Origin of the sequence: Microcystis sp., assembly GCF_048564745.1 — a bacterium.
Lineage (GTDB): Bacteria > Cyanobacteriota > Cyanobacteriia > Cyanobacteriales > Microcystaceae > Microcystis > Microcystis ichthyoblabe_A.
This window is the reverse complement of the sequence record NZ_JBLZRT010000078.1, coordinates 12,497-32,922: the sequence shown is the minus strand read 5'-3', so window position 1 is coordinate 32,922 and position 20,426 is coordinate 12,497. Positions and strand designations below refer to the sequence as shown.

20 protein-coding genes and 1 pseudogene are annotated in these 20,426 nt (G+C 46.5%); 5 read left to right on the top strand and 16 right to left on the bottom strand.

The genetic code is table 11. From position 1 onward, the window contains the following. Nucleotides 1-38: 38 nt before the first annotated feature. Nucleotides 39-833 (bottom strand): MlaE family lipid ABC transporter permease subunit, encoded by a 795-nt coding sequence (locus ACOCD9_RS10230; RefSeq protein ID WP_419547319.1) that lies wholly within the window; start codon nucleotides 831-833, stop codon nucleotides 39-41. A gap of 186 nt (nucleotides 834-1,019) precedes the next feature. On the opposite strand from ACOCD9_RS10230, the gene ACOCD9_RS10225 reads away from it, so the two are divergent. Continuing rightward, nucleotides 1,020-2,204: a class I SAM-dependent rRNA methyltransferase gene (locus tag ACOCD9_RS10225; protein WP_190380720.1), complete on the top strand. Its 1,185-nt coding sequence runs from the start codon at nucleotides 1,020-1,022 to the stop codon at nucleotides 2,202-2,204. On the opposite strand, the gene ACOCD9_RS10220 is transcribed toward ACOCD9_RS10225, so the two are convergent. Both ACOCD9_RS10220 and ACOCD9_RS10215 read right to left on the bottom strand, forming a co-directional pair. Beyond that, entirely contained in the window at nucleotides 2,171-2,581 is a 411-nt protein-coding gene (locus ACOCD9_RS10220) for a VOC family protein (RefSeq protein ID WP_104396131.1), read from the bottom strand. The genes ACOCD9_RS10225 and ACOCD9_RS10220 overlap by 34 nt on opposite strands. 163 nt (nucleotides 2,582-2,744) lie before the next feature. After that, nucleotides 2,745-3,452, bottom strand: a complete 708-nt coding sequence (locus tag ACOCD9_RS10215) for a hypothetical protein (protein WP_287701631.1) — start codon at nucleotides 3,450-3,452, stop codon at nucleotides 2,745-2,747. Nucleotides 3,453-3,730: 278 nt separating this feature from the next. Between ACOCD9_RS10215 and ACOCD9_RS10210 the strand changes: the two are divergent. Continuing rightward, nucleotides 3,731-3,952 (top strand): annotated as a pseudogene (locus ACOCD9_RS10210) (DUF4926 domain-containing protein); the annotation flags it as partial. 276 nt (nucleotides 3,953-4,228) lie between these two features. Here the strand turns inward: ACOCD9_RS10210 and hsdR are convergent. The 10 genes from hsdR to ACOCD9_RS10160 all read right to left on the bottom strand — a co-directional run bounded on the left by hsdR (nucleotide 4,229) and on the right by ACOCD9_RS10160 (nucleotide 15,506). Beyond that, a complete protein-coding gene (hsdR, locus tag ACOCD9_RS10205; protein ID WP_419547316.1) occupies nucleotides 4,229-6,541 on the bottom strand; it encodes an EcoAI/FtnUII family type I restriction enzme subunit R in 2,313 nt (770 codons plus the stop codon). Nucleotides 6,542-6,544: 3 nt separating this feature from the next. After that, nucleotides 6,545-6,895, bottom strand: coding sequence for a type II toxin-antitoxin system RelE family toxin (locus ACOCD9_RS10200; protein WP_419547315.1), 351 nt, complete (start codon nucleotides 6,893-6,895; stop codon nucleotides 6,545-6,547). Further along, nucleotides 6,885-7,118 (bottom strand): hypothetical protein, encoded by a 234-nt coding sequence (locus ACOCD9_RS10195; RefSeq protein ID WP_045359782.1) that lies wholly within the window; start codon nucleotides 7,116-7,118, stop codon nucleotides 6,885-6,887. Before ACOCD9_RS10195 ends, ACOCD9_RS10200 begins: the two co-directional genes overlap by 11 nt. A gap of 37 nt (nucleotides 7,119-7,155) precedes the next feature. Then, nucleotides 7,156-8,379: a restriction endonuclease subunit S gene (locus tag ACOCD9_RS10190; RefSeq protein WP_419547313.1), complete on the bottom strand. Its 1,224-nt coding sequence runs from the start codon at nucleotides 8,377-8,379 to the stop codon at nucleotides 7,156-7,158. A 161-nt stretch (nucleotides 8,380-8,540) separates the two neighbouring features. Next, nucleotides 8,541-8,864: a GIY-YIG nuclease family protein gene (locus ACOCD9_RS10185; RefSeq protein WP_419547311.1), complete on the bottom strand. Its 324-nt coding sequence runs from the start codon at nucleotides 8,862-8,864 to the stop codon at nucleotides 8,541-8,543. Between the two features lie 154 nt (nucleotides 8,865-9,018). Then, on the bottom strand, nucleotides 9,019-10,485 hold the full coding sequence (locus ACOCD9_RS10180) for an N-6 DNA methylase (RefSeq protein ID WP_419547310.1): 1,467 nt from the start codon (nucleotides 10,483-10,485) through the stop codon (nucleotides 9,019-9,021). A 120-nt stretch (nucleotides 10,486-10,605) separates the two neighbouring features. Continuing rightward, on the bottom strand, nucleotides 10,606-12,021 hold the full coding sequence (locus ACOCD9_RS10175) for a cation:proton antiporter (protein ID WP_419547309.1): 1,416 nt from the start codon (nucleotides 12,019-12,021) through the stop codon (nucleotides 10,606-10,608). Nucleotides 12,022-12,147: 126 nt separating this feature from the next. Continuing rightward, nucleotides 12,148-12,486: a P-II family nitrogen regulator gene (locus ACOCD9_RS10170; RefSeq protein WP_002778928.1), complete on the bottom strand. Its 339-nt coding sequence runs from the start codon at nucleotides 12,484-12,486 to the stop codon at nucleotides 12,148-12,150. Between the two features lie 75 nt (nucleotides 12,487-12,561). Continuing rightward, a complete protein-coding gene (locus tag ACOCD9_RS10165) occupies nucleotides 12,562-13,683 on the bottom strand; it encodes a sodium-dependent bicarbonate transport family permease (protein ID WP_002778930.1) in 1,122 nt (373 codons plus the stop codon). A 122-nt stretch (nucleotides 13,684-13,805) separates the two neighbouring features. Further along, the gene (locus ACOCD9_RS10160) at nucleotides 13,806-15,506 is read right to left on the bottom strand and encodes a SulP family inorganic anion transporter (protein ID WP_287765135.1); all 1,701 of its coding nucleotides are present in this window, start codon (nucleotides 15,504-15,506) and stop codon (nucleotides 13,806-13,808) included. 303 nt (nucleotides 15,507-15,809) lie between these two features. On the opposite strand from ACOCD9_RS10160, the gene ACOCD9_RS10155 reads away from it, so the two are divergent. Further along, on the top strand, nucleotides 15,810-16,706 hold the full coding sequence (locus ACOCD9_RS10155) for a LysR family transcriptional regulator (RefSeq protein WP_104396138.1): 897 nt from the start codon (nucleotides 15,810-15,812) through the stop codon (nucleotides 16,704-16,706). A gap of 153 nt (nucleotides 16,707-16,859) precedes the next feature. Here ACOCD9_RS10155 and ACOCD9_RS10150 read toward each other — a convergent pair whose 3' ends face one another. The 3 genes from ACOCD9_RS10150 to trxA all read right to left on the bottom strand — a co-directional run bounded on the left by ACOCD9_RS10150 (nucleotide 16,860) and on the right by trxA (nucleotide 18,261). Beyond that, a complete protein-coding gene (locus ACOCD9_RS10150; RefSeq protein ID WP_002751597.1) occupies nucleotides 16,860-17,477 on the bottom strand; it encodes a CP12 domain-containing protein in 618 nt (205 codons plus the stop codon). A gap of 53 nt (nucleotides 17,478-17,530) precedes the next feature. Further along, nucleotides 17,531-17,857, bottom strand: coding sequence for a hypothetical protein (locus ACOCD9_RS10145; protein ID WP_419547308.1), 327 nt, complete (start codon nucleotides 17,855-17,857; stop codon nucleotides 17,531-17,533). 80 nt (nucleotides 17,858-17,937) lie between these two features. After that, a complete protein-coding gene (trxA, locus tag ACOCD9_RS10140; protein WP_002778933.1) occupies nucleotides 17,938-18,261 on the bottom strand; it encodes a thioredoxin in 324 nt (107 codons plus the stop codon). 274 nt (nucleotides 18,262-18,535) lie between these two features. On the opposite strand from trxA, the gene ACOCD9_RS10135 reads away from it, so the two are divergent. Both ACOCD9_RS10135 and ACOCD9_RS10130 read left to right on the top strand, forming a co-directional pair. Further along, nucleotides 18,536-18,976: a recombinase family protein gene (locus tag ACOCD9_RS10135; protein ID WP_334311557.1), complete on the top strand. Its 441-nt coding sequence runs from the start codon at nucleotides 18,536-18,538 to the stop codon at nucleotides 18,974-18,976. 238 nt (nucleotides 18,977-19,214) lie between these two features. Beyond that, nucleotides 19,215-20,387, top strand: a complete 1,173-nt coding sequence (locus ACOCD9_RS10130) for a CBS domain-containing protein (RefSeq protein ID WP_419547307.1) — start codon at nucleotides 19,215-19,217, stop codon at nucleotides 20,385-20,387. Nucleotides 20,388-20,426: the final 39 nt, after the last annotated feature.

The window sequence follows — 20,426 nt, the reverse complement described above, 5'->3', positions numbered from 1 at the left end:
AGAAGCTGTTTACTGATTACTGTTTACTGATAACTGTCTTAGCCGATATCCGCATTGCCTGTACCTTGAAACATCAGCCAAGAGAGGAAAAAATTAGCCACAAAAATCGCTAATAAAGAAGTTACCACAGCCGTGGTAGTAGATTGACCAACTCCTTTAGCACCGCCGGTGGTGGTTAAACCCCAACTGCAGCCGATAATGGCAATTAAAACCCCAAAAATTAGGGACTTTAACATAGAACTAATTAAATCCCATGTTTCCAGAAAATTTTGGGCTGATTGTAAGAATAGGGAATAGGAAATACCGTAAAGACTATCAGAAATCAATAAACCACCGAGTAGCCCTGTGACTAAAGAGATAATAGTGAGTAGGGGTAACATTAAACTACAGGCAATCACCCGGGGAATGACCAAATAATCGATCGGATCGGTTTTTAAAATATATAAAGCGTCAATTTGTTCTGTGACTCGCATTGTACCAATTTCGGCTGCAAAAGCCGAGCCAACTCTTCCCGCCACCACCACTGCGGTTAAAACCGGGGCTAATTCCCTGGTTAAAGCCAAGGAAAGGACTCCCCCAACAAAACTACCCGCCCCAAAAAAAATAAATTCTCTGGCTACCTGAATAGTGAAAACCATACCCACAAAAGCAGCAGTAATTAGGGCAATTGTCAAGGATTCTGGTCCCACAATACTCATTTGTTCCAGAGTATTACGCCGGTGGATTTTGCCATTAAGAATATGTAAAAAAGTTTGTCCCGCTAATAAACTGGCAGCCCCCAAACGTTGGAACCATAAACTTAAACCACTGGCAGCATCACTTTTTCTTGGCATTTGTCGAGGGACTATCGCTAAAATCTAACTTATTATAGGCGAGAATTCCCTCTGATTATCCCTCGATTGTGGGGACTTGCTTTGATGCCACTCGATCGAGGGATAACAAACCATGGTTTTGTGCTGCCAGCAGGGGATAATAGAATTATCTAGTAGCCGTCAGCTATCAACCCTGATTCTTCATCCATGCCAGATTTAGCGAAAATTATCCTGAGAAACCATAAAATTGATGCTGTTAAACGATTCCATCCTTGGATATTTTCCGGGGCGATTAAAGAGATGGAGGGGGAAGTCAAAGAGGGTGCTATCGTTGAGGTTTATAGCGATCGAGGCGAATATCTAGCCACTGGACTGTATAATCCTAGCAATATTGCCGTTAAAATTCTTTCTTTCCAAAAAGTCAGCGATATTGCTCAATTATTTCTCGAAAAATTCCAGAATGCCTATCAGCTGCGGCAACAAATCGGTTTAGTGGATAACCCGAAAACTAACTGTTATCGTTTAATTAACGCTGAAGGAGACGGTTTACCCAGTTTAATCGTCGATTGGTACAATGGCACGGCGGTTATTCAAGCTTATTCCCTAGCTTTATACCAACGTCTCGATCTGATTGTCGATTGTCTGAAAACTATCTACGCTGACAATTTACGGGCAGTTTACGATAAAAGTGCCGCAGTTTTGGCGAAAAGCGCCCATATTTCCGAGAATAAATACTTATTTGGTCAAAAAACCAGCGATGAGGTGTTAGAATCCGGCCATCGCTTTATTATTGATTGGGAAAAAGGACAAAAAACGGGATTTTTCCTCGATCAAAGAGAAAACAGAGCTTTATTATCTCAATATTCCCATAATAAACGGGTTTTAAACACTTTTTCTTATTCTGGCGGCTTTTCCGTCTATGCTATGCAAGCCGGGGCTGCCCTAGTCGATTCCGTTGATAGTTCCCACGGTGCGATCGATCTTACCGAAAAAAATATCGCCCTGAATAATCTCAGCGAAGTTCCCCATCAATCCTACAGCGCCGATGTTTTTAACTTTCTGCGCGACTGTCAGGAGGATTACGATCTGATTGTCCTCGATCCCCCCGCTTTTGCCAAAAGTATCCAATCCCGTCATCAGGCGGTTATGGCTTATAAAAGATTAAATCAGCAAGCTTTCCAGAAAATTCGCCCCCAAGGTATTATTTTCACCTTTTCCTGTTCCCAAGTGGTTAATGAAGAACATTTTCAGGGGGCTGTCATGGCTGCCGCTATTGAATCGGCTCGCCCAGTGCGAATTTTAGCACGTTTAAGCCAACCGGCGGACCATCCCACCAGTATCTATCATTCGGAAGGTTCCTATCTGAAAGGATTGGTTTTAGCGGTGGATTGATGGAAAATTAAACGATTACCATCCGGATCATAGATGTAGATTTCCCTGCCGTGGGAAGCTTGGCTAATTTCCCCCCTAGCACCATAGCCGATTTCGCTCCAATGCTCGATCGCTTTTTCGAGACTCTCCACCTCGAAACAAATGCTCATGCCACTGCCCCTAGAATCGCCAAATTCCTCTCTGTGGGACTCTTTAGGGCAAAAAAGACCTAATTTAAGGTTAATCAGCCTAAATTCCGCATAAACGGCGGCAAGGTAGGGGCTTGGTTCCTGCTGCAACAGTTGACGATAAAACTGCACCGAGCGATCGAAATTACTCGTGCCTAGGGCAATAAAAGCCTCTGTGTAATTGAATGGACTGTCGGGGGGGTTATTCATCGGGGTTGGCAAGCTTTTTCAGTGATCGGTAAACAGTAAACTGATAACTGAATAACTGATAACTGTTTACTGATTCAAGATTGATGCTGCTACCGTTGTGGTTGACAATTTTTTGGCTAAAGTTCCACCAATGAAAGTATCTTCGGGTGGACATTGCTACTATTTATTGAATTTTAACATTTAATTTATAGGTGGCATTGCCGCGAGTTCCCCCTACAATTATTTCATAATTTCCAGTAGCAGGTAATTTTAGACTAGATTGGGTAGCTTCTGTTTTCAATATTTCCCCATTCGGTGCAATCACATCAAATACGGCATTATTTTCTAATGATGTAATTTTCAGATCCATTCTCTGTCCTCGATTTGCTCTTAAGAGATAAATATTTCGACTCCCTCGCACAACCGATTGATTAACGGTGGCGCTATTAGTTCCTGGTGCAAACCGGATTTGAGACACTAAACAAGGTTGTTTTTGATAAACTTCTCGTCCCGTATTCAAAGAATCTGCGGTTAATGTCCAGATTTCTTGAGTTTTTTGGGTGTCTAACTCAATTTTTGTCGTGATATTTAAGTTTAACTGAGTCCCCTTTCTTGTTCCTCGTAAGGTTTGAGTATAGGAAGTATAATAGGATTCTTGTTCATTATGAATTGTAGCTTCTACCCGACCGCTGACTTGATTTCCCTGAATATAAATCCTCGCGGTAGCATCCAGATCATCATTAGCGACTGAAAAACAATAACCTTGAATCGAAGAAGTTCTAGACGCTTGGGCAATTTGTCGGGGGAAATAATTTGCCATTCCTGGTGTAACATTGACTAAACTTGCAAAAATGACTACACATCCTAATAATTTCATCATAATCATGACCATTCCAAATTTTCACTAATACTAAACTAATTATCGCCCCAGCCGCCCTATTTATACTTCCCCGTTAACAAAACCATAAGCTGTATCCGCTGCCCCCTTACTGGTTACAAATCTTAATAAATTTAACGGCGAAATTACGTTTAGGAACTTTTTCTATATACATGATACTAAATCTGGTTATTAAAGATTGATTATCTATTGCCCCTTTTGCCTTTTACCTGTCCTGATATGTAGCCTATACTCAACGGATTTAGTATAACTTTATATGTGAGAAAAAGACCATGATTAAACCAGAATTATTTGACCTTGTTGAATTATTAGTTGACTTGCCTGAATATAACTTAATAATGGGAGAACAAGGGACAATCGTTGAAGACTACAATGATGGTTGTTACGAAATTGAATTTAGTAATGATCGAGGGGAAACTATAGCCCTTTGTCCTCTGCCAATGCAGCAATTTATTGTCATCTGGAAAGCTAAGAGCAAAACGTGGTTATCTTTAATTAGTTAGGTGTTAAAAGTTGTCAGACACCCCCCTTATTAAGGGGGGCAGGGGGGATCCCCCCGCCTATCGGCACCCCCCTTATCAAGGGGGGCAGGGGGGATCAGAGGCAAAATCTATCTTCAATTTAATTATAACTACTTACTTAACAGCTAACAGCTTTGATTGATAAATTACCCAGGGAAAAACAACAAAAAATTTTAGATTTCACTCGCTCTTTACTGGACTTCCCCGTTGACAAAAGACCCTAACCCGTGCTGTATCCCCTATGGGGGATTAGGCCGCGTCTTCTAAGTAAAGATAAGCCTGAAAACTCATAAATACCCCGCTAATTTCTTGAATTTCTCCCAATTGGGAGATCGCCTCGTTAATGGTGTGATATTTAATCTCGATCAGTTTTGGCAATTTCTCCCGGTCAAGCTCGCCAACGCCAGAGCGAATATACTGATCAAGAATAAAGTCCAGAAACTCCCGTTGTTTTCCCGTGTATTTCGAGAAAATTAAATCTTTGTGCTTGATTACCCGCTCTTCTCGCGTCAAGGGTCTGGCTGCGTAGGCGATATAGGTCAGCACGTCGTAAATATCACTGTTTTCCGTGTTGGTGATCCAGGCGATCGCCTGTAGCTGTTCCTCGCCGTAGCCTTTTTCCGCGAGTCCAGTTAGCAGGGATTTGCGGGTGTCGGGTCGGCTCCAGAGATGGCGCAATTCCGCTTCATCTTGAAAAAGAGCGGGAATATCCCCGAAAAGCTGCTGGATAAACTCCTCGGCCGAGATCGGTTTTCCGTCGGCATTCCAGAAGCTTGTTTTCTGGGTGTGTTCTAGTTCTCGTTCCTTGCCGTCGGCCAGTTTGATTTTAATTTTCTGACGTATCGGCAGAGGATCTGGCTCGTCGAGAGGATATTCGATCGCGTCAGGTGGTTCGGGGCGCGGCCTCGGATCGATGACGACGGGTTCCTGCGGTTCCCCGTCCCATTCGGGATCGTTAAAGTTTTCGTGGGCTTTAACAAAATCGTAGATAGTAAAATAGTCCTTATTATCGAAAAGGCGCGTCCCCCGGCCGATAATCTGTTTGAACTCGATCATCGATTTGACCGGACGCAGTAGAACGATATTTCTCAGGTTTCTAGCATCCACCCCGGTGGAGAGTTTGCGAGAGGTGGTGAGGATGGTGGGGAGCCTTTTCTCGTTATCTTGAAACTTTTTTAAGTGGGTTTCTCCCAAGCTGCCATCGTTGGCGGTAACGCGAGCGCAGTAGTTGGGATCGCTGCTGATGGCCATTTGATTGATCAGATCGCGAATGGCTAGGGCGTGGTCTTGATTGGCGCAGAAAACTAGGGTTTTCTCGTTTTGGTCGATCGCCTCCATAAAAATTTTTACCCGTTGGCGTTCCCGTTCCTCGATCTCGATAATCCGGTTAAAGTCGGATTCAGTATAAACCTTGTTTTCGTCGATATCGCCCTCGATCAGTTCATCGTCGGGATCATATTGGTACTCGTCGAGACTGGTGGTGAATTCAACCACCTTAAAGGGGGTTAGGTAGCCCTCGTTAATGCCTTCTTTCAGGGAATAGGTGTAGAGGGGTTCGCCGAAATATTTGTAGGTGTCGCCGTTGAGATCCCGTTTCGGGGTGGCGGTTAATCCCAGTTGTACAGCAGGGGCAAAGTATTCGAGGATTTTTCGCCAAGTGCTTTCGTCGTTGGCCCCGCCCCGATGACATTCATCCACGATCACCAAGTCGAAAAAGTCGGGAGCGTATTCGAGGAAGTTAGGGGCTAGTTCCTCGCCGTTTTGGGTCATAAAGGTTTGAAAGATCGAAAAAAAGACACTGCCGTTTTTAGGGACTTTCTTTGTTTTCTGGATGTCCTTCGGTTCGATCCTAACGAGGGCATCTTCGGGGAAGGCGGTAAACTCGGTTAAGGCTTGATTAGCCAGAATATTGCGATCCGTGAGGAAGAGAATACAGGGCCGGTGGGTCGGTTCACCGCTCAGGTTCCAACTACTATGAAAGAGTTTCCATGCGATTTGAAGGGCGATCGTTGTTTTGCCGGTGCCGGTGGCCATGGTCAGGAGCATCCGTTTTTGACCAGATGCGATCGCTTCTAGAACGGCCTGGATGGCGTTGTGTTGGTAGTAGCGGGCCTCGCGCATCCCGCTTTTATTATCGGGGGGGACGGTGGCGAAACGGTCGCGCCAGTGGTTCGGATCGGGGTAGGTGGCCGCCCAGAGTTCTTCCGGGGTGGGGTAGCGATCGATATAGCCTTCTTTTCCGGCGCGGGTATCCACTTGATAAATGCGGAGGCCGTTGGTACAGAGGGCGAAGGGGGTTTGCAGGCGCTCGGCGTAGTCCTTAGCCTGCCCAAGTCCCTCGGTGGGGTGCGCGTCGGGTTTTTTGGCTTCCAAGGTGGCGAGTTTGTGACCGCGATAGACCAAGACATAATCGCAGGTTTTCGATGAACTGCGCTGGCCGTAACCCATCAGACGACCGGGGGCAATTACCTCGCGACGAATTTTACTGTCGGGAATGACTCCCCATCCGGCGGCTTTGAGGGCAGGGTCAATCAGTTCGGCTCTGGTTTCGGCTTCGTTCATGGGCTAGAAATCAAGTTGGCTGATGGCTTCCGCGATCGCTTGATCGGTTATGTCGGTTTGATCGGTTTTGGAGTAGAGGGTGATGAGGACGATGGTGGTCTGGGTTTGCAGGTAGTAGATAACTCGATAACCGCCGCTTTTCCCCTTTTGAATATCACTGTTTTTGAGGCGAACTTTGAAAACGGGGAAATTGAATCCTTGAATGCGATCGCCGGGGGTTTGTCCTGTCTGAAGGGTCTGAAGTAGGGGTTGTAAGTCTTGGCGGATGGATCGATAGCGTTTGGCGAGGATTTTGAGATCTTTTTGAAAGCGGGGGGTGAGTCTAATTTCGATGGGGTTTTCGTTAATCGACATCAATGCCTTCCCACATTCGATCTAGGGGGATGGTATTTCCCCCTAGGGCTTCTTGCATTCCTTGTTTAAGGTTGGCGACGATTTCCTCGTCTGGGGTGTCGTCTGGGTTGTGCGATCGTTCCCGTTCTAATTCAAGGCGAAAGGATCTAACTATCTCGTAAATCTGAGTCAGGTGATCTTCGGGGATTTCGTGGAGTTCGTCGATGATTTTTTGGATGATCATGGAGCTACGGGAAGACACTATTTACATTTTAACGGTTCTACTGGCTGAGTTGACCGGTGAAGGCTTTTTCTAGGATCGATTGTTTAAGTTCGGCGATCGCTTCTAGTTTGCGTTGGTAAATGGTTTCGAGTTTTTTTGCTTGATTTTTTAACTTATATAAACTGTCAACAATTTTATTTTGCATTGGTAAAGAAGGGATATAGATTGGATATGATTTAAGTTTTGTTCCGTTAATATTTGCTTGGTTAATACTCCGACTCATAACCGAGCTTCCGTACTCTCTGGCGATAGAACTATTAAGATAAAAATTTAAAAAATCTGGATTTATTTCTTCTTTTTTATAATGTATACGAATTAAGTATCCAGCAAATATGGCAGGTCTTTCTCCTTTATAAATTCCTGATTTTCCCACATGAATATCACTATTGGTTCGATTAAATAGAACATCATTATATTGAAGAGAGTATTTTTCGATTTCATCCTTTCGATCTGTATAAACAAGATCGTTCCAATTGATCAAACCATTTTGTATATTTCCCATCCGTAAAACTGGTATAGAATCGTTGTTTTCATATTGAGCAGATTTGGATGAAGAGCCATATTCTATTTTTGTAGAAATATCAGCTATAGTTTTTGTTTCCCAATCGCCTTTCTTTTGAATAAAAATTTGATTTAAATAACTATCAAAAAGCTCCCGGGCATTAATTAAGTTTCTTCGGGTATTAGCTTCAGCTTGGGCTATACCCTCGAAAGCTTTGTCTAATATCTCTACTATTCTTTTTTGTTCTTCGATCGGGGGAATAGGAATTTGAAAGTTTTTGACTTGAGAAAGTGATAAGTTTTGTTGTGCGACACCAGCTTTTTGAGCTTCAATTTGTTTTATTAAAACTCCAGAGGATAAAGCATGAAAAATATATTTAGGAAATAGATCGCTCGATGGCTTTAATCTAATAATAGCTAAAGCTTGATTAGTGTTAGCTGGCATAACTTCTTTTGTAACTTGTGCTGTTCTTCCTAGCGCTCCTGCAATAGAGAATAATATATCATTTTCCTGTAATTGAGAACGTTTTAAAGCCTGATGACATTCGTTGCTAATTTTTGCAAATTTATCAGCGATAAAATTTCCTTTAAAATCAATAGATTCCACTTTTATAAAATTGATACCCCTTTCAGTAAAATTAAATCCGATCGAGGTTGGTGTAGTTCCTTTCGTAATAACTTCCGATAGTGATTCTAGTGTTTTTGTTTCCCATTTACTCATAACATTTCTCCAATACTTGTAAAAATCTACGCACTTACTTTAATTTTTTTGTTTTCTATCAATTTTCATAATCGAAACTCGATGCTGGTTGAGCGAAAGTCGAATGCTGGTTGAGCGAAAGCCGAATGCTGGTTGAGCGAAAGTCGAAACCAGCATCCCCCTCAGTTCTCATCCCTTGTTAATCCTCCATCTACGGAGAAATTCCGATAATGTGACTCATTTTGACACTCAGCCAAAATATGAAGAGAATCCCAATCACTACGCATCAAAGCCATCTTTTTCGCCCGACTCCAACCTTGCACCTGCTTCTCGCGATAAAAAGCATTTGCGACATGATCATAGTATTCAGCATAAACCAACTTGACCGGTAATCGCTTTCTAGTATGATTTGCACCGAAACCATTTTGATGTTGCCATAAACGACGGGGCAAATTCTTCGTACTGCCCACATAAAAAGAACCATCACAACATTCAAGAATATACATATAAGCCATAGATTTTATCTGAGATGAAAGGCTCAATTTGGGTGGTTGAGGGGATATCGGGCTTCGGCTTCGCTCAGCCCTCTATTTGGGTTCGCTCAGCCCTCTTTTAGCCCTCAATTTGGGTGGTTGAGCGAAGCCGAAACCACCCTTCCCATCAGCTAGGAGAAGACTCCAATAAATCGGAAATCGCCTCTAAAATCGACCCACTTTCCCGGTCCAATTCCGCAATCTCCGCTAAAATTTCCTCCGGCTCGCGTAAAGGATCGCCCTCCGGCGCGTTGGGATTTTTCAGCGACAAATCGAAGGAACCCGGATCGACTTCTTCTAAGTCTAAAAACCAAGAGCGCTCCGATAGCTTAAAAGTCGATTGAAACTCGATGAACTCTTGCAAATCATCATCATTGAGCGCGTTTGTTTTTCCCAGACTTCGCCCCGGTTCGAGTTGATAGAACCAGATTTTCTGCGTCGGCGAACCCTTAGTGAAAAATAAAACCACCGTCTTTACCCCCGCCCCTAAAAAGGTCTTAGCGGGACAATCCAAAACCGTATGGAGATTACAAGACGAGGTTAACTCCCTCCGTAACTCTCTAGAGGCGTTGTCCGCGTTCGACAGAAAGGTATTCTTAATAACGATCGCTCCCCGTCCCCCGGTTTTCAAACTCTTGATAAAATGCTGGAGAAAAAGAAAGGCCGTCTCTCCGGTATTGATCGTGAAATTGCCGCGGATCTCCTTGCGTTCATTGCCTCCGAAGGGGGGATTAGCTAAAACGATGTCATAACGATTCTTCTCTTGAATCGCTTGAATATCTTCGGCCAGGGTGTTGGTCTGAATAATATTCGGAGCCTCGATCCCGTGCAGGATCATATTCATCACCCCGATAATATAGGCTAAAGCCTTTTTCTCCTTGCCGAAAAAAGTCCTCGTCTGTAGCGTTTCTAGCTCCTTCGTACTCAGATCGGCCTTACTGTGGCGTAAATACTCGTAGGCCTCGCAGAGAAACCCCGCCGAACCGCAGGCCCCGTCATAAATCGTCTCCCCTAATTGCGGTTTAATCACTTGAATCATCGCCCGGATCAGGGGCCGCGGGGTGTAGTACTCGCCCCCGTTTCGCCCCGCATTGCCCATATTTTTGATCCTGGTTTCGTAGAGATCCGAAAGCTCGTGTTTCTGCTGTTGCGTGCGAAACTGAAGCCGGTCGATACTTTCGAGAACTTCCCGCAGGTTGTACCCGCTCTGAAACTTATTCCGCACCCCCGCAAAAATTTCCCCGATCTTAGCCCCGAACGTCCCCAGTTCTGCGTATTGCTTGAATCCCTGAAAGTAGGGAAATAGCTCGCTATTGACGAACTCGATCAGATCGTCCCCTACCTTGGCGGTTTTCAGCAGTTCACCCCTCCCGTCCTTGGGGTAGGCCCAATTCGACCAGCGATAGGGTTCGTCTAGTAACGGATCGTAGTCTTCCCCCGTCAATAATGCCCGATTCTGGCGATCGACTGACCGATCGTCGAGATATTTCAAAAAGAGAATCCAGGAGATCTGTTCTGCGTAATCCAACTCCGTGGCGCATCCCGCCTCTTTTCGGAGAATATCGTCGATATTCTTAAATGTCTGCTCGAACATAGGAAAAAGATTAGATACTCTCAAATCTTACCTCGATCGCTCCCTTATCCTGAGCATAGATTTTTAAAAAGGCTGAAAATGCTTCAGCCTCGTCTAAAAAATCAGATTTTACCCGCAAAATTAAGGAATAGGATTAGCTGGCTCCTTGCTTTCTAGGGTTTCGGGAACAGCTTCCGTCTTACCAAAAGCGACTCTGAGGAAGGGAGGAGCGAGGAAAGTGGTCAGGATTACCATAATAATAATCGACACCTCTAAAGGCTTATCCAAAATTCCGCTGGCTGAACCAATCCCAGCAAAAACTAGACCCACCTCACCCCGGGGAATCATCCCCACACCGATGGCGAGGCGATTGATGCCGGATATGCCAAAAACTGCCCAGCCCGTCACCAGTTTACCGATAATCGCCACAACCATCAAAAAGACAGCGATCAAAAGTCCGGCCCGATTCTCCGGTACCGTTGGGTTTAAAACACCGAGATCGGCACGCGCTCCCACCGTCACAAAGAAAATCGGCACGAGCAAATCGGCGATCGGTTTGATTAATTCATCCAACTCGTTGCGGGTATCAGTTTCATCAAGCACCAAACCGGCGGCAAAGGCCCCTAAAATCGCTTCAAGATGAATAGCATTGCCCAAAAATGCCATAAAGAAAGCGAAGACAAATGCGGGAATAACAATATTTCCCCTTGTTTTCAGCCGCTCCACGATCGCCACAAAACTTTTGTTAAAAATACCTCCCAACAAAATTGATCCGATCAAAAAGGCCGTAGCGCTGACAATCAGATAAATAACATTGACCACATCGATCTCACCAGTTTTGGCCAAACTAGCGACCACAGCCAGAACAATAATACCAAGGACATCATCGATCACCGCCGCACCGACGATAATTTGCCCTTCTTTGGATTTGAGTTGACCTAACTCGGACAACACCTTCGAGGTAATACCGATACTGGTTGCCGTCAAGGCTGCCCCTGCAAAAATCGCCGGGATGGCCGCCACATGAAAGACGAGCATTAACCCGGCCGTACCCGCCGCAAAAGGTGCCGCAACCCCCACACAGGCCACAACCGTGGCTTGAATTCCCACTTCTTTGAGTTGCCGCAGATCGGATTCTAGGCCAATTTCAAACAGCAGAATAATCACACCGATTTCAGCTAGAACCGAAATCACTTCACTTTGGGACTCAAATATCCGGTCCACGGCAGCCGGGGCCAATTGATTCAATCCTTGCAGTACCGTCATAATCAGCGAATCGGAGGCCGATAGTCCCCCTTCGGGAAAGATGAGCAGATGCAAGGCCGAAACGCCGACAATCACACCGGCGACCAGTTCTCCCAGTACGGGCGGAAAATCCAATCGTCGGGCGGCCTCTGCGCCGAGCTTGCTGGCCAGATAAATCACCACCAGTGTCAGCAATACGCCAGAGAGAATAATCGGTGAATCCTCGGCCACAACGGTGGCAAGCAAGGGGAGCGGAGTCATGGGGGCTGCTATCTCCCCGATCGAAGGAGGCAGAATATAGGACAAAATCATCAGTTTAAAGGGATGAGGGTTAAAGGTTTTAGGTGGTCATAAAACTGGGGGATAGGAAAAGGGGCCACCGCTCCAGGACAGTCAGGCTGCAGATGGGGTTGCCCAGATCAAGACAAGCTTAGTTGTCTAGATTTCACAGCCCTCTGGTCCACAGAAACTCTGTCCGTACAGAACCTCCGCATCACAGATATAGATCATGCCCGCAAAATTGAGGAAAAACTGATCGGCAACCTGCTTGGCAATATTCTGGGCCATAATTCGATCGGGGGTGAGTACCTCGAACTTGACATTAGTGTCGGTTTCGGAAACGTGGGGTTGTCCCGAAGAGCGCACGTTGCGGCTGCCCTTACCGCCAGTATCCATCACCGTGTAACCGGTCGCCCCGCATTCTTCGATGATCTTGGCGACTTTTTTCAGCAAAATCTTTTCTGTGACGATGACGAGCTTTTTGGCTGGTTTGGCCATGTTGATTATCTCCTTAAATGTGTACATTTATTTGCTTGGTAGGCCCCGTCAAGGGAGCGCCCACCGACCACAATCCTAGCCGCCGCTGAGGGCCTGGGCGAGGCCAAGGAAGAAGGGTATGCACAAGCCAATCGCTACGGGCGTACCGATGGCCGTGGACGCGCCTATATAGGCGGAGGGGTTAGCCGAAGGGATACCAGCCCGCAAAGTGGGCGGCCCGGAGATGTCGGAACTAGAGGAAGCGATGACGGCCAGAACCACGACACCGCCCCAGCTGAACCCGGTGGCGTAGTGGGCAACCATGCCGAGACCGAAGGCGATTAGACCATGCACAAAGGGTGCTAGGACGCTATAGACGACATACCACTGGGCCACCTTACGCAGTTCACCAACCCTTGACCAAGCCTCCATCCCCATGACCAGCATCAAGATCGAAAGCAAGCCACGAAAGAGGGGATCGTAGAAGCTTTTATAGACAGTTTCCGGCTGGGTGAAGATGCCCAAAGCCAGACCTAATAACATGGCCGATAGGGCAGGTCCGCGAAGGCTTTCCTCAATGATCGGCCAGATCTTGACCCGATTATCCGCCGGCTGCTGCTGGCTGAGATATTCCTGCCGACTGCTGGGATAATCCTGCTGATCGGAATAATCCCCGGCCGCCACCGGTTGCTTGCTAAAAGACTCGTGGTCGTGGGCCGCTTCTTTCTGCTTCTTCTTGTTAAGATAAATGTTAGCCACCACGATCGCCGTTACCAGCGCCGGGATATCCATAAAAGGATAGAGTGCGCCGGCCCAGGCCTCGTAGGGGATCTTTTGTTCTTCCAGTACCGTCAGACCGGCGGCCATAGTCGAGCCACTCACGGCTCCAAATAATCCCCCAGTAGCGATCGCATCCACCACTTTCACCTTGGGCAGATTGGCTAAGGTATAGCGCGCGACGAAGACCACAATAATCCCTACTATGACGGCAAAGATCATTGGTAATACCATTTCCGTCAGGTTGGAATTGCGGATGGCAATCCCGCCGGTCAGACCGATTTTGGTCAGCAGCATGAAGACGATGATCGTACAAATCGACTCTGGAATGACCAATTCACTCCCGAGAGCGGCAATGATCATGCCACCAATCAAAAAGGCCAGTGTTGGGGACTGCAACTGCTGGATAAAGTCCATGACAAACAATGAGAAAAAATCCACGAATACCTCCTTACGCCTCCCCTGATGAGGAGTATTAATACAAATGAACTTTCAAGAGTTAAAGAAAATAAGGGTCAGGTGCTTCACCCCAACAGCAGGCGTACTTCCCAAAGCGGTTAAATTTATGTCGGGTAAACCCCTTGATTAACCTCAAAATCCTCTGGTTCTTGGTGAGGATGGGTCTTGACAAAAGTTACCGCTTGTTGTAGGGCGATGGTTCTGTCCATTAGCACATGATCGGGGGGGATTTGGGCTAAAATGCCGAGACGTTCCAAACGATGCTGGATTTTGCTGGTGGCACCAACGATAAAGACTTGTAAACCTTTATCGATCGCATCTTTAATCGCATTTTCGATCGCTAAAGAAGCTGTCACCCCTAACAAAGGCACATCACTCAAGTCCAAGATTAAAACATCCGCTTCCTTCATGGCTGTGTGTTCCCTGGCGATCGCTTTCGAGACTCCAAAGATCATCGGACCACTGAGATAAAATAGGATTATGCGACCGTTAGCTTGGTTGAGTAACCTTTTTTCTTCTGGACTTAGGAGAATCTCGTCATCGTTATCGGTGATTGTTTTCACTTCCTGCGCTTGCAGTTCACTGAGGCGATCAATGGTGAGAATATTAGCAATAAAGACCCCCACACCCACAGCAACGATCAGATCGACGAATACTGTTAATAACAGTACACCGTACATGATTAGCGTCCCTTTTAGAGAAATCTTGTGGGAGCGTTTCAGGAAACTCCAGTCGAGAATATCGATCCCCACTTTTAGGGCAATCCCCGCTAATACCGCCATGGGGATACTCTTAGTTAAACCGGCGGCCCAGAGAACGACGACTAATAAAATTAAAGCGCGAGTAATGCCAGAAAGGGCAGTGGTCGCACCGGTTTGAATATTGACGACAGTTCCCATCGTGGCCCCGGCACCGGGTAAACCGCCACAGATTCCTGATACTAAGTTACCAATACCTTGACCAATCAATTCTTTATTCGATTTGTGTTCGGTACGGGTCAAACTATCGGCAATTACCGCCGTTAATAGGGTATCAATACAACCCAACATCCCTAAAACTGCCCCATCCACCAACATTGTGATCATTTGGGCAGCACTAAAGGTGGGCATTTGCAGGGTGGGTAAACCCACGGGAATATCCCCAATCCGGCGAATTTCAGCACCTTGGAAGAAAAACAGCGAAATCAGAGTTCCTATCACCAAAGCTAATAACTGAGGGGGGACAAAACGCTTGAATTTCGAGGGCATCAGGAAGATTATCGCCAAGGTGATCGCCCCCAGAATGGCTTCAGGGGGATTGATATTAGAGAGTAGTTCTGGGATTTTCTGCACTGTGCCTAAAACCCCTCCTTTGGGGGCGGCTTGCCCTAAAAAGGGCGGAATTTGCAGAATAATCAGGATTACCCCGATCCCAGACATAAAGCCGGAAATAACGCTATAGGGCATCAGGGTAATGTATTTACCCATTTTGAAGATACCGAACAGAATCTGGAAAATGCCCGCTAACATGACTACCGTAAAGGCCATGGGTAGGCCTAATTCGGGATTTTTGGCGGTTAAACTGGCCACGATCGCCGTCATTACTACCGTCATCGGCCCCGTTGGTTCCGAAATTAACGTGGGTGTGCCACCAAAAAGGGCAGCAAAAAAACCCACACAGACAGCACCGTACAAACCAGCGATCGCTCCAGCCCCAGAAGCTACCCCGAAAGCGAGAGCTAGAGGGAGAGAAACGATGGCAGCTGTTAGACCACCGAATATATCGCCCCGCAAATTGTCAAAGTGAATACGATTGGTTATTTCCATGAGAATCCAACTGAGCAAAGGGTTTTTTGCCACAACAAAGCCGGCGGTTGACAGACCAGCCTTGATAGACAAAACTTTATGGTTTTTAAAGATCGATTGTTATAAATCTATACTAGAACGGATATCTTGACAAGCAAATTTTTGTAAATTGAGTTTAAATCGATATATCTTTACAAAAGTATTGATTTAAACCTATGATATAAGCGGTGTGGGGAGGTTTTCACTCGTTCCCCTCCATTCCTGCTTCTGTTTAGCAAAGCTCCTCAAGGCAGTAACAGAAGTGTAGCTCTCTAGAGGACTCTCTTGATTCACGCCACTTTACATCAACTGATTGTCTTTGAAGCAACCGCTCGTCATGGCAGTTTCACCAGGGCTGCTGAAGAACTATTGATCACCCAACCCACCGTTTCCACCCAGATGAAACAACTGACTAAAGCAGTGGGTCTGCCCTTATTTGAACAGATAGGCAAACGTTTGTATTTAACCGAGGCCGGACGCAGTTTATTAGTAACCTGTCAGGCAGTCCTCAAGGATCTTGATAACTTTGAGATGGCGATCGCTGATATCAAGGGCATTAAACAGGGTAAACTGCGTTTAGCGGCGGTATCCACAGCCCAATATTTAATCCCTCAGATCCTAGGTCCTTTTTGTCAACAGTACCAAGGGGTAGATGTGTCCCTAGAATTGACCAATCACCAAGACCTAGAAGCAAGGATTATCAATAATGTCGATGACCTATATATTTTAAGCGAACCTCCCCAAGATCTAAACCTGGAGATTCAACCGTTTCTGGAAAATCCCCTTGTGGTCATTGCTCGCAAAGATCACCCCCTAGCGGGACAGAAAAAAATTCCAATTAAACGACTGCAAGGGGAACCTTTTATTATGCGGGAAATGGGATCGGGAATTAGACGGGCAGTACAGCAAATTTTTCTCGACCATGGCATCACTGTGTCTCTGCGTTTGGAAATCGGCAATAATGAAGCCATTAAACAAGCAGTCGCCGGTGGTTTAGGAATTTCGGTTCTGTCTCAGCACGTCTTAAATTTAGATCCTCCCAATGGGGAATTTACCATCCTTGACGTGGAAGATTTTCCCATCCAACGCCATTGGTATGTGGTTTATCCCAAGGATAAAAAACTATCCGTGATCGCCAAGACTTTTCTTGATTATCTCCTCTCAGGGGAATTAGGGGCATAAGTACCCAGAGACCCCCGATCAAGTCGAATTCGGTAAGCGCAAGCGATCGATCCATATCGCATCCGAAAAGGTGGAGATCAAGAACTCGATCGCGCGGGGAAACCGATCAGCGAGATCCTCAAGGCGATCGATTCTCCCAAAACCCGCCAGGATTTAATCCTCATAAATGCGGCACTCTAAGGCATCAGGATTGGCTTCGCAGTAGGACTGAAGTGAGTTAGTCCCCTGTTTTTTGACCCGTTGATGGGAGGCTTCCGCTTGGAGTTCCTCAACCACATCCCAGGCCGCAGCGCAATCGGGAGAGATTTCACCCTTGGCCGCACAAATTGCCCGTGCGTCTTCCCGGGCTGCTTCAATTTCATCTTCAATGAACAACCGCTTGGGCTTTTCAACAAAATCGCTCTTGAAGAGAATATCACTGACAGAAATAATACCCAGCAAAGTTTTGCCCTGAATCACTGGTGCGCGGCGAATGCGGGTTTGAGCAAATAACCGGGCTACATATTCCACCCCCAGTTCGGGATTGACGACCACACAGGGCTTGGCCATAATTTCATAGACCCGCATAGTTTTAGGATCGTGGCCAAAGGCCGCCACTTTGTAAACGATGTCGGTTTCGGTGACAATTCCATAAGGATCCTGTTCATGGCGCGGTTCGACAATCAAACCCCGCAGTTTTTTTTCTTTCATCAATTTCACGGCATCGGCAACCGTTGCCGAACCACGAATGGTGACAACGTTTTGGGTCATAATTTCTTGAGCTTGCAGCATAGGAGTTGGATGGTGTTGTTAAATTAAAGAACTGGTATAAATGCAAAAGTTGACTAGGGTTGTCCCGATAGCAATTTCCTAGACTCTTGTGGGCTGAGTGCCACTTTGAACACAGATGACAAAGACCAATGGGCGATCGCTGGTTGGGGCTGGGGCGGGGTGGCGGCGGCTGTGTTCCCCTGAGTGCCTGGAGCATAGGCCTCCAGCACAGCGCCATTTTGCCAACACATGGCGATGAAATAATCACACACTGGGCATTCCGTCTGAGCAACTTGCCGGGCCGGACACTTATATCCTGCGGGCAGGCGATCGCTCAAGAGCCGTTGAGCTACGCTGCCACAGTTGGGACACCGGATTTCTATAAGCTTGTTCATCGCCATACCTCAAAATTAAATAGTGGTGTGAGAAGGAAAGGGTCAACTTCGGACGTTTGCCCAGAGTGTTTGTTCACAGTGGAAGACTATAATTGTCGTTCTACGGCTGCCGTAAATTCTTCATAGGGTTTAACCCCAACTAATGTTTCTATCAATTTCCCCTGTTTAAACACCATGACAGCCGGAATACTTTTAATTCCAAAGCGTTTGGCCACGGGTTTGTTACTGTCTAGGTCAAGTTTGAAGACTTTGGCGCGATCGCGATAGTCATCGGCCAATCGATCGATCAACGGTGCCACCAGTTTGCAAGGTCCACACCAGGTTGCCGTGCAATCTACCACCAACAGTGATTCACTCTTTAAGAGGGAATCAAATTCAGTTTCATCTTGAATAAATGTAGCCGTACCCATGTTTATATCTCCAGATTGATGCTGTGTAACTTAGTACAAATTCTCTGATCGCTGCGTTTTACAATATAAATTCAGCTTTGAACCGCTCCTCATCTAAAAATGCTTGGCCTTTGACCCTTTAACTTTGTCCGCCTCCCGGGGGTATCGTCTATATTTTGGTTGTCCCAGACATCGATGGTGACATCTAGTCCCTGCTCATGCAGGGGTTTTACTTTGTAAGTCGTCATCGGCTGCCCCCAATCAAAACAAATTTGCGACGTTAAGTTGCGATAATATGGTTTTGCAAGTTGTTGCATTTAGATACCCTATGACAGCGACCCCTTCCAACGATTTATCTGCCTGGGAGCGGCTAGAACAAGGCAGACAAGCAAAAGCAAGCAACGGTGGTTATGCGGGCTACGGCTCCCCTGCCTTTGGACAACGATCGATCGATGGAGAATTAGTGGATGATCCGGAAGAGTGCCGGGTCATTGAACTGATTCGCCGTCATCACAAATCGGGGAAATCCTTGCAGAAGATCGCCGATTGGCTTAATGAACAGGGCTACACCACCAAACGCGGTCTACCATGGCAGCGTATTTCCGTAAAGCGGGTGCTGGATCGACTTTATGGAAAGGTGTCCAGAATTTCCGGAGTAACCCTTCAGGCCGACCAGAACCCGGAAGTACTCACCCCAGCGTCTGGTGATGCCGCCCCTGAAACCATTAGAGGCTGAATAACCTCTAAATAAAAAGTTTCAGGCTTTAACCTGTTACATCCCTCTATGATACACCGAAGTGGGTCTAAAATCTTTACGAGTTTAATAAAAATTGTAACAAAACGTTACATCTTTTAGGAAAAAGTTAAATGACGCTACACTTTGAGATAGTTTTAGAAAGGATTTTGGCAACTCTGAGAGTCTGGGTTCTTTGCCCAGTGGCTGTTCTGTCTATCTTGGCCTTTGCGATTGCAGGATGGTGCTGATGTCCCTCGATACACCTCTGAGTTGGGCCCCCGATCTGGAAAAGGCGATCAATCGCCACCCCTTGACGGTGCCGCCAACCACTTCCCTGGCAGATGCGATCGCCATGATCGGTCAGGCCCATAGTCGTCTGTGTTTACTCACCGATGACCTATCTCCTCTAGCTCCTCCGGCCGGAGAAGCGCGTGTTAGCTGTCTGCTGGTGGTGCAGGGGCAAGAGTTATTAGGAATTTTGACAGAACGGGATGTGGTGCGACTCACCGCCCAAGGGATTAACCTGTCCGAGACAACCGTTGCCGATGTGATGGTACATCCCCTGATCACGTTGCCCCAGCAATCTGCTCAAGACATTTTTGCTGCCCTGTTTTTGTTTCGGCGCTACCGCATTCGCCATTTGCCGATTGTTGATGACCAAGGACAGTTAGTCGGGGTGATCTCCCATGAAAGTATTCGCCAGATATTGCGTCCGGCCAATCTGTTGCGGTTTCGTCGCGTATCGGATGTGATGACCAGTCAAGTGGTACAGGCCCCACTCACCGCCACAGTCCTGCAATTGGCCCAGTTAATGGCGGAACATCGTGTCAGTTGTGTGGTGATCACCCAGAGAAATTCCGAAGACAATGACTACCCCGTTGGTATTGTGACAGAGCGAGATCTTGTCCAGTTTCAAGCAGTTCAAATCGATCTGCACAAAACTAGGGCCCAGACGGTGATGAGTACGCCCTTATTTCTCCTCAACCCGGAGGATTCCCTGTGGACGGCCCATCAGGAAATGCAAAAACGGCGGGTGGGGCGTTTGGTGGTTTCTTGGAACTGGGGTCGGGGGTTGGGCATTGTTACACAAACCAGTCTGTTAAGGGTTTTTGACCCGATGGAAATGTATGGGGTGATTGAAAATTTACAACAAACCATTCAACAGCTAGAGTCCGAGCGATCGCCCTCCCTTCCTTCTCCACCAGCGGACTTATTACCCCAACGGACCCGCACCCCATCAGAAAAAGACATCGCAGGCGATCGCGAATTATTACTGGCCTTGCTGGACAATGCTTACAAAGACGTAAAGTATATGTTGGCTAACTTAGATATTGTCGTCGAGCAGCGGCGATCTTTGCTTCAATCTGTTCTAGATAAGCTTGCCCACCTCGGCCGTGAAATTAGCTCTTAGATAACCTGTTTGCTTCTATTCATACTAAATCTGGTTAAG